The sequence below is a fragment of the Pseudomonas sp. GW821-FHT02B10 genome, from assembly GCF_059421865.1.
In genome coordinates this window covers 298,563-306,089 of record NZ_JBWKVU010000006.1, presented here as the reverse complement: position 1 = coordinate 306,089, position 7,527 = coordinate 298,563, and the positions used below count along the sequence as shown (strand labels likewise).

General features: G+C 61.4%; 7 protein-coding genes and 1 tRNA gene. All 8 read right to left on the bottom strand.

What is annotated here, in order from left to right:
• Positions 1 to 2: 2 nt before the first annotated feature.
• The 8 genes from AC07VU_RS16355 to accD all read right to left on the bottom strand — a co-directional run bounded on the left by AC07VU_RS16355 (position 3) and on the right by accD (position 7,342).
• Positions 3 to 75: transfer RNA gene (locus tag AC07VU_RS16355), tRNA-Val, on the bottom strand.
• Between the two features lie 159 nt (positions 76 to 234).
• A complete protein-coding gene (locus tag AC07VU_RS16350; protein WP_219734949.1) occupies positions 235 to 1,002 on the bottom strand; it encodes an SDR family oxidoreductase in 768 nt (255 codons plus the stop codon).
• A gap of 5 nt (positions 1,003 to 1,007) precedes the next feature.
• Positions 1,008 to 2,219 carry an O-succinylhomoserine sulfhydrylase gene (locus AC07VU_RS16345; protein WP_007921971.1) on the bottom strand — a complete coding sequence of 404 codons (1,212 nt, stop codon included), beginning with the start codon at positions 2,217 to 2,219 and terminating at the stop codon, positions 1,008 to 1,010.
• A 34-nt stretch (positions 2,220 to 2,253) separates the two neighbouring features.
• Positions 2,254 to 3,759 (bottom strand): amidophosphoribosyltransferase, encoded by a 1,506-nt coding sequence (gene purF / locus AC07VU_RS16340; RefSeq protein WP_007921973.1) that lies wholly within the window; start codon positions 3,757 to 3,759, stop codon positions 2,254 to 2,256.
• A 41-nt stretch (positions 3,760 to 3,800) separates the two neighbouring features.
• Complete coding sequence (locus AC07VU_RS16335) at positions 3,801 to 4,358, bottom strand: CvpA family protein (protein WP_007921975.1); 558 nt, start codon at positions 4,356 to 4,358, stop codon at positions 3,801 to 3,803.
• Positions 4,359 to 4,456: 98 nt separating this feature from the next.
• Positions 4,457 to 5,134, bottom strand: coding sequence for an SPOR domain-containing protein (locus AC07VU_RS16330; RefSeq protein ID WP_274306123.1), 678 nt, complete (start codon positions 5,132 to 5,134; stop codon positions 4,457 to 4,459).
• Positions 5,118 to 6,425: a bifunctional tetrahydrofolate synthase/dihydrofolate synthase gene (gene folC, locus AC07VU_RS16325; protein WP_495030140.1), complete on the bottom strand. Its 1,308-nt coding sequence runs from the start codon at positions 6,423 to 6,425 to the stop codon at positions 5,118 to 5,120. The genes AC07VU_RS16330 and folC overlap by 17 nt, the downstream gene beginning before the upstream one ends.
• A complete protein-coding gene (gene accD / locus AC07VU_RS16320; protein ID WP_495030139.1) occupies positions 6,422 to 7,342 on the bottom strand; it encodes an acetyl-CoA carboxylase, carboxyltransferase subunit beta in 921 nt (306 codons plus the stop codon). The genes folC and accD overlap by 4 nt, the downstream gene beginning before the upstream one ends.
• Positions 7,343 to 7,527 lie beyond the last annotated feature (185 nt).

The following is a 7,527-nucleotide window of genomic DNA, read 5'->3' as shown; positions in this document are numbered from 1 at the left end:
GGTGGGTGATGACGGGATCGAACCGCCGACCCTCTGCTTGTAAGGCAGATGCTCTCCCGGCTGAGCTAATCACCCTTTGCTTCGTTGAGGCCGCGAAATTTACGCAGATACCGATGCTAAGTCAATACCCTGCTTGAAGTTTTTCTGAAAAAGACAAAATCACGACAACGCCTGAAAAAGGAATCAACAACATCGACGACCTAAAGCCGTGCTCGTTGCGCCCTCCACACGCCATCAATCGCGATAAATCATTTTTTTGCTCATACCACCGTCGACCACGAACTCCTGACCAGTGACAAAACCGGAGTTCTTCGACAACAGCCACGCCACCATCGCCGCCACATCCTCGACCGTCCCTACCCTGCCCGCCGGATGCTGAGCATGATCGGCATCGCTCAGAGGCTCGGCCCGACGCGCCGCCGGGTCCCGAGCGTCGATCCAGCCGGGGCTGACCGCATTGACCCGGATCTCCGGCCCCAGGCTCATGGCCAATGCATGGGTCAAGGCCAGCAGACCGCCCTTGCTTGCCGCATAGGCTTCGGTGTCCGGTTCCGATTGCCGAGCACGGGTAGATGCCAGGTTGACGATGGCTCCGCCGTGAGCGCGCAGATATGGCGCACAGTGCTTGGCCAGGAGCATCGGACCGCTGAGGTTCACCGCCAGCACCCGATTCCAGTAAGCCAGGTCGAGGCTTTCCAGGGTGATGTTGCGCGGGTCAGCAACTGCTGCGTTACACACCAGCGCATCGAGGCGCCCGAACTGCCCCAGCACTTCGGCGACACCCAGGGCGACCTGCGCTTCATCCGCCACATCCATACCAATGAACCAGGCACTGTCACCCAGGACCTTGGCCACCTGGGAGCCGCGTACGCGATCCAGATCGGTCAGCACCACCTGCCAGCCTTCGCTGATCAGCCAGGCAGCGATGCCCAGGCCGATACCGCGTGCCGCGCCAGTCACCAGCGCGACGCGGCCGTTGGCAACGCTCTGCTGTTCGGACAACTCGATCACAAGGCTGCCAACCCGCGCGCCAGGTCGGCTTGCAGATCCACCACATCCTCAAGGCCGACAGCGATACGAATCAGGCTGTCCCGAATGCCCGCCGCTTCACGCTCTTGCGGCGCCAGACGGCCGTGAGAGGTGGTACTCGGATGAGTGATGGTGGTCTTGCTATCGCCCAGGTTGGCGGTAATGGAAATCAGGCGAGTGGCGTCGATAAAACGCCAGGCCCCGTCCTTGCCGCCCTTGACCTCAAAGCTCACCACCGCGCCGAAACCACGTTGCTGACGCTTAGCCAGTTCGTATTGCGGATGACTTGGCAGACCGGCGTAGTGCACCTTCTCGATACCGTCCTGCTGCTCCAGCCATTCGGCCAGGGCCTGGGCATTGGCACAATGGGCGCGCATCCGCAGGTTGAGGGTTTCGAGGCCCTTGAGGAAGATCCAGGCGTTGAACGGACTCAGGGTCGGTCCCGCGGTACGCAGGAAACCCACCACTTCTTTCATCTGTTCGCTGCGGCCAGCCACCACACCGCCCATGCAACGACCCTGGCCATCGATGAACTTGGTCGCCGAGTGCACCACCACGTCCGCGCCCAGCTTCAGCGGCTGCTGCAACGCCGGAGTACAGAAACAGTTGTCGACCACCAGCATCGCGCCCTTGGCGTGAGCGATTTCGGACAATGCAGCGATATCCACCAGCTCGGCGAGCGGGTTGGACGGCGATTCAACGAACAGCAACTTGGTATTGGCCTTGATCGCCGCATCCCAGCCGGACAGGTCCGCCAGGGGCACGTAATCGACCTCAATACCGAAGCGCTTGAAATACTTTTCGAACAGGCTGATGGTCGAGCCAAACACACTGCGCGAAACCAGTACATGGTCGCCCGCGCTGCACAAACTCATGACCACCGAGAGAATCGCCGCCATGCCGGTGGCCGTGGCCACCGCCTGCTCGGCGCCTTCCAGGGCGGCGATACGCTCTTCGAACGCCCGCACGGTCGGGTTGGTGTAGCGGGAATAGACATTGCCCGGCACCTCGCCGGCGAACCGCGCGGCCGCATCGGCGGCCGTGCGGAACACGTAGCTGGAGGTGAAGAACATCGGATCACCGTGCTCCCCTTCCGGGGTACGGTGTTGGCCGGCGCGCACGGCCAGGGTGTCGAAAGCTACGCCATCAAGGTCGCTGTCCAGCCGACCGGCATCCCAATCCTGACTCATGCCGCCTACTCCTTATGTCTTCTAATGCTCTAGATCAGTTGTTGTACAGATCGATGATCGCACTGACCGCCTGGGTCTTGGCCTTGGAGGCATCGTTACGTGCGTTTTCGATCTTGTTCAGGTAGGCCTCGTCGACGTCGCCAGTGACATATTTGCCGTCGAACACCGCGCAGTCGAAGTTCTCGATCTTGATCTTGCCGCCACCGACCGCCTCGATCAGATCAGGCAGATCCTGGTAGATCAGCCAGTCGGCGCCGATCAGATCAGCCACATCCTGAGTCGAACGATTGTGTGCGATCAGTTCGTGAGCGCTCGGCATGTCGATGCCGTACACGTTCGGGAAACGCACGGCAGGCGCCGCGGAGCAGAAGTAGACGTTCTTCGCGCCGGCTTCACGGGCCATCTGGATGATCTGCTTGCAGGTGGTGCCGCGAACGATCGAGTCATCCACCAGCATCACGTTCTTGCCGCGGAACTCCAGCTCGATGGCATTGAGTTTCTGGCGCACGGATTTTTTCCGCGCGGCCTGGCCCGGCATGATGAAGGTCCGGCCGATGTAGCGGTTCTTCACGAAGCCTTCGCGGAACTTGACACCCAGGTGGTTCGCCAGCTCCAGCGCCGCGGTACGGCTGGTATCCGGAATCGGGATGACCACATCGATATCGTGATCCGGACGCTCGCGCAGGATCTTCTCGGCCAGCTTCTCGCCCATGCGCAGGCGCGCCTTGTACACCGACACGCCGTCGATGATCGAGTCCGGACGCGCCAGGTAGACATGTTCGAAAATGCACGGAGTCAGTTTCGGATTGGTCGCGCACTGACGGGTGTGCAGCTTGCCGTCTTCGGTGATGTAGACCGCTTCGCCCGGCGCCAGGTCGCGAATCAGGGTGAAGCCCAGCACATCCAGGGACACGCTTTCGGAGGCGATCATGTATTCGACGCCTTCGTCGGTGTGACGCTGACCGAAAACGATCGGGCGAATACCGTGAGGGTCGCGGAAGCCAACAATGCCATAACCGGTGACCATGGCGACTACCGCATAACCGCCAACGCAACGGTTGTGCACGTCGGTCACAGCGGCGAATACGTCTTCTTCGGTCGGTTGCAGCTTGCCGCGCTGGGCCAGCTCGTGAGCGAAGACGTTGAGCAGGACTTCCGAATCAGAATTGGTGTTGACGTGGCGCAAGTCAGACTCGTAGATCTCCTTGGCCAGCTGTTCAACATTGGTCAGGTTACCGTTATGCGCCAGGGTGATGCCGTAAGGCGAGTTGACGTAAAACGGTTGAGCTTCGGCCGAAGTCGAGCTGCCAGCGGTCGGATACCGCACATGGCCAATACCCATGTGACCGACCAGGCGCTGCATGTGCCGTTGATGGAAAACATCACGGACCAGGCCGTTGTCCTTGCGCAGGAATAACCGGCCATCATGGCTGGTCACGATACCGGCAGCGTCCTGGCCGCGGTGCTGGAGGACGGTTAGCGCGTCATACAGCGCCTGATTGACGTTCGACTTACCGACGATACCGACGATGCCACACATGCGACGCAACCCCTACTTAATGAAACTGAACTGAACACATCTTACTGAGGCGTTTTGGCCGGTAAGAGTTGTTCCTTGAACGGTATTTCAGCGGGTACGCTGATACCGCTGGCCAGCCACTGACTGCTCCACCCCAATATGAGGTTTTTTGACCAGTCTGCAACCAATAGAAATTGTGGCACCAGTCGCGACTGCTGCCACCAGGAATCCTGTTGTACCGGCCCCAGGCTCAACAGCCCGACCGCCACGACCACCAGCAACGCGCCACGCGCCGCGCCGAAGGCCATGCCGAGGAATCGATCGGTCCCGGATAGCCCGGTGACGCGAACCAATTCGCCGATAAGATAATTGATCATTGCGCCCACGATTAAAGTGGCGACAAACATGATGGCACAGCCCGCGATCACGCGAGCCGAGGGAGTCTCGATGTATCCGCTGAGGTATTCGGACAGAGAGCCACCAAACATCCAGGCAACGACTCCTGCGACGATCCAGGTAAGCAGCGACAGCGCTTCTTTGACGAAGCCGCGACTCAAACTGATCAAAGCGGAGATGGCGATGATTGCAACGATCGCCCAGTCAACCCAGGTAAATGGCACAGTGCAGCCTACAGACGGATAAGGCGGCGCATTTTAACAGAGCGCATGGCCGTCGGTAAGCTGCGATTCACTGTGCTTTGCAAATCAAGGCGATAGCCTTAACCGCGCTCAGGCTGGAAGCGCACGACAAAACCCTTGAGGTTCTGCTGACGGCTCAGCAAATCGCGCAGGCGGTCTGCCTCGGCCCGCTCGATCAATGGACCGACGAATACCCGGTTCTTGCCATCGGCGGAACGGATATAAGCGTTGTACCCCTGGCTGCGCAGGGTTTTCTGCAGGTTCTCGGCGCTTTCCCGACTGGACAGGCTGGCCAGTTGCACCGACCAACTGACCGACAGGCCGTTTGCATCGACACGGCTTGGGGTCGCATCGGGCTTGGCTGGCGCTGCGGCAATCGGCTGGGCCGGAGCCGGCTTGGGGGCTGGCGCCGGAGGTGGAACCACGGGCTTGCTCGCGGCGACTGGCGGTGCCACCGGGACTGGAGCCGGAGCAACCGGAACACTTGGCGCAATCGGCATCGAAGGAGCGGCCTGCTGGGCCACGTCTTCATCGGTGGGTACCGGCTCCTGTGGCAGCGCCTGCGGCTCTGGCACCACCACAGGCTCGACTTGCACCCGGGTTACAGCAGGCGCCTGAGGCACTGCTGGCGCCTCGACATTGATATGCCGCTGCTCATCTTCGCGGGAAAACAGCATCGGCAGGAAAATCACCGCCAACGCCACCAGAACCAGGGCCCCAACCATTCGCTGCTTGTAGACGTTATCCAGCATAGCCATGTGCAGCTTCCTCCGTGGAGCGCCGAGCGAGCCACTCGAGCGCCTCGGCAACACAATAAAAAGATCCGAACAGCAGAATCTCGTCTTCGCCCGTAGCCTGTGCACACTGCCCTTCCAAGGCTGCGGCGACACTCTCATAAGACGCTACCGAAGCCCCAAGGTTCTGCAGTGCCGCCTGCAAGTCCGCAACGGGACGCGCACGGGCAGAATCCAGCGGCGCCACCGCCCAATGCTCGACACAGGCATCCAGGCGGGCAACCACACCCTCCAGGTCCTTGTCCGCCAACAGGCCGAATACCGCCAGGCGCTTGCCCGCCACTGGTCGGCGCATCAGGCGCTCGGCCAGATACTCCGCGGCATGGGGGTTGTGCCCGACATCCAGCAACAGGTTCAGGCGCTTGCCCTGCCATTCGAACTGACGGCGATCCAGGCGCCCGACCACTCGTGTCTGCTGCAAGGCTTCGGCGATGCGTTCGGCCTGCCAAGGCAGCCCCAGCAACAAATAGGCCTGCAAGGCCAGCGCGGCGTTCTCCATGGGCAGATCGAGCAGCGGCAAGTCGCGCAGCTCGACAGCATTGCCCCGCGCATCGAGACCCCGCCACCGCCAGTTCGCCTCAGTGATCCCCAGGTCGAAATCACGACCGCGCAGGAAGAACGGGCAGTTCAATTCACGCGCCTTATCCAGCAGGGGCTGAGGGGGATTCAGGTCACCGCAGAGCGCAGGCGCGCCCTGGCGGAAAATCCCGGCCTTCTCGAAGGCCACGGACTCTCGGGTGTCACCCAGGTAATCGGCATGGTCGACGCCGATACTGGTGACCAGTGCCAGATCCGCATCCACCAGGTTGACCGCATCCAGGCGCCCACCCAGGCCGACTTCCAGCACCACGGCATCGAGACCGGCACGCTGGAACAGCCAGAAGGCCGCCAGGGTACCCATCTCGAAATAGGTCAGGGAAATTTCACCGCGCCCGGCTTCGACCGCGACAAAGGCCTCGCACAGCTCGGCATCGCTGGCTTCGACGCCATTGATCTGCACGCGCTCGTTGTAGCGCAACAGATGGGGGGAATTGTAGACACCGACCTTCAGCCCCTGGGCTCGCAGCAAGGACGCCACGAACGCACAGGTAGAACCCTTGCCGTTGGTACCGGTCACCGTGACGACCCGAGGCGCCAGCCTGCCCAATCCCATGCGGGACGCTACTTCTTGCGAGCGCTCCAGCCCCATGTCGATGGCTGACGGATGCAACTGCTCAAGGTAGGCAAGCCAGTCGCCAAGGGTACGCTCGGTCATATGTTTGCAGGCACCGGCGGCACCACGATCGCCTCGACGGGCGCAGCCACAAACTCAGGCGTCGGCAAGCCCATCAGTTGAGCCAGCAGGTTACCCAGGCGCGGACGCAGCTCCTGGCGCGGGATAATCATGTCGATAGCGCCATGCTCCAGCAGGAACTCGCTGCGCTGGAAACCTTCCGGCAGTTTTTCACGCACGGTCTGTTCGATCACGCGAGGACCGGCGAAGCCGACCAGGGCCTTGGGTTCGGCGACAATCACGTCACCCAGCATCGCCAGGCTGGCGGAAACGCCACCATAGACCGGGTCGGTCAGCACAGAGATGAATGGCAGCCCTTCTTCACGCAGACGCGCCAGCACCGCGGAGGTCTTGGCCATTTGCATCAGGGAGATCAGCGCTTCCTGCATCCGCGCACCGCCGGAAGCGGAGAAGCAGACCATCGGGCAACGCTTTTCCAGCGCGTAGTTGGCAGCACGTACAAAACGCTCGCCAACGATGGCGCCCATGGAGCCGCCCATGAAGGAGAACTCGAACGCCGATACCACCACCGGCATACCCAGCAGGGTCCCGCTCATGGAAATCAGCGCGTCCTTTTCACCGGTCTGTTTCTGGGCCGCGGTCAGGCGATCCTTGTACTTCTTGCCGTCGCGGAATTTCAGACGGTCTACCGGCTCCAGGTCGGCGCCCAGTTCGGCACGGCCTTCAGAGTCGAGGAAAATGTCGATACGGGCGCGAGCGCCGATGCGCATGTGGTGGTTGCACTTGGGGCAGACGTCCAGGGTCTTTTCCAGCTCCGGACGATACAGCACCGCCTCGCAGGACGGGCACTTGTGCCACAGACCTTCAGGCACCGAGCTTTTCTTCACCTCGGAACGCATGATCGAAGGGATCAGTTTGTCTACTAACCAGTTGCTCATGCTTTCTTTCTCCAGTACCGGCGGCCCGAACGCTCTGGTTCGCGGCCCCGCGTATGCCCTTGAGCTAAATTCATGTGTGCGGCGATGATCTGTTCGCTACCGTGGTCAGCGCGAGCTTGACCTGCCTGTACCGAACGGCTCCTCAGCCATCCCGACAACCCCCGGATAGAGCGGCTGCCACTTCG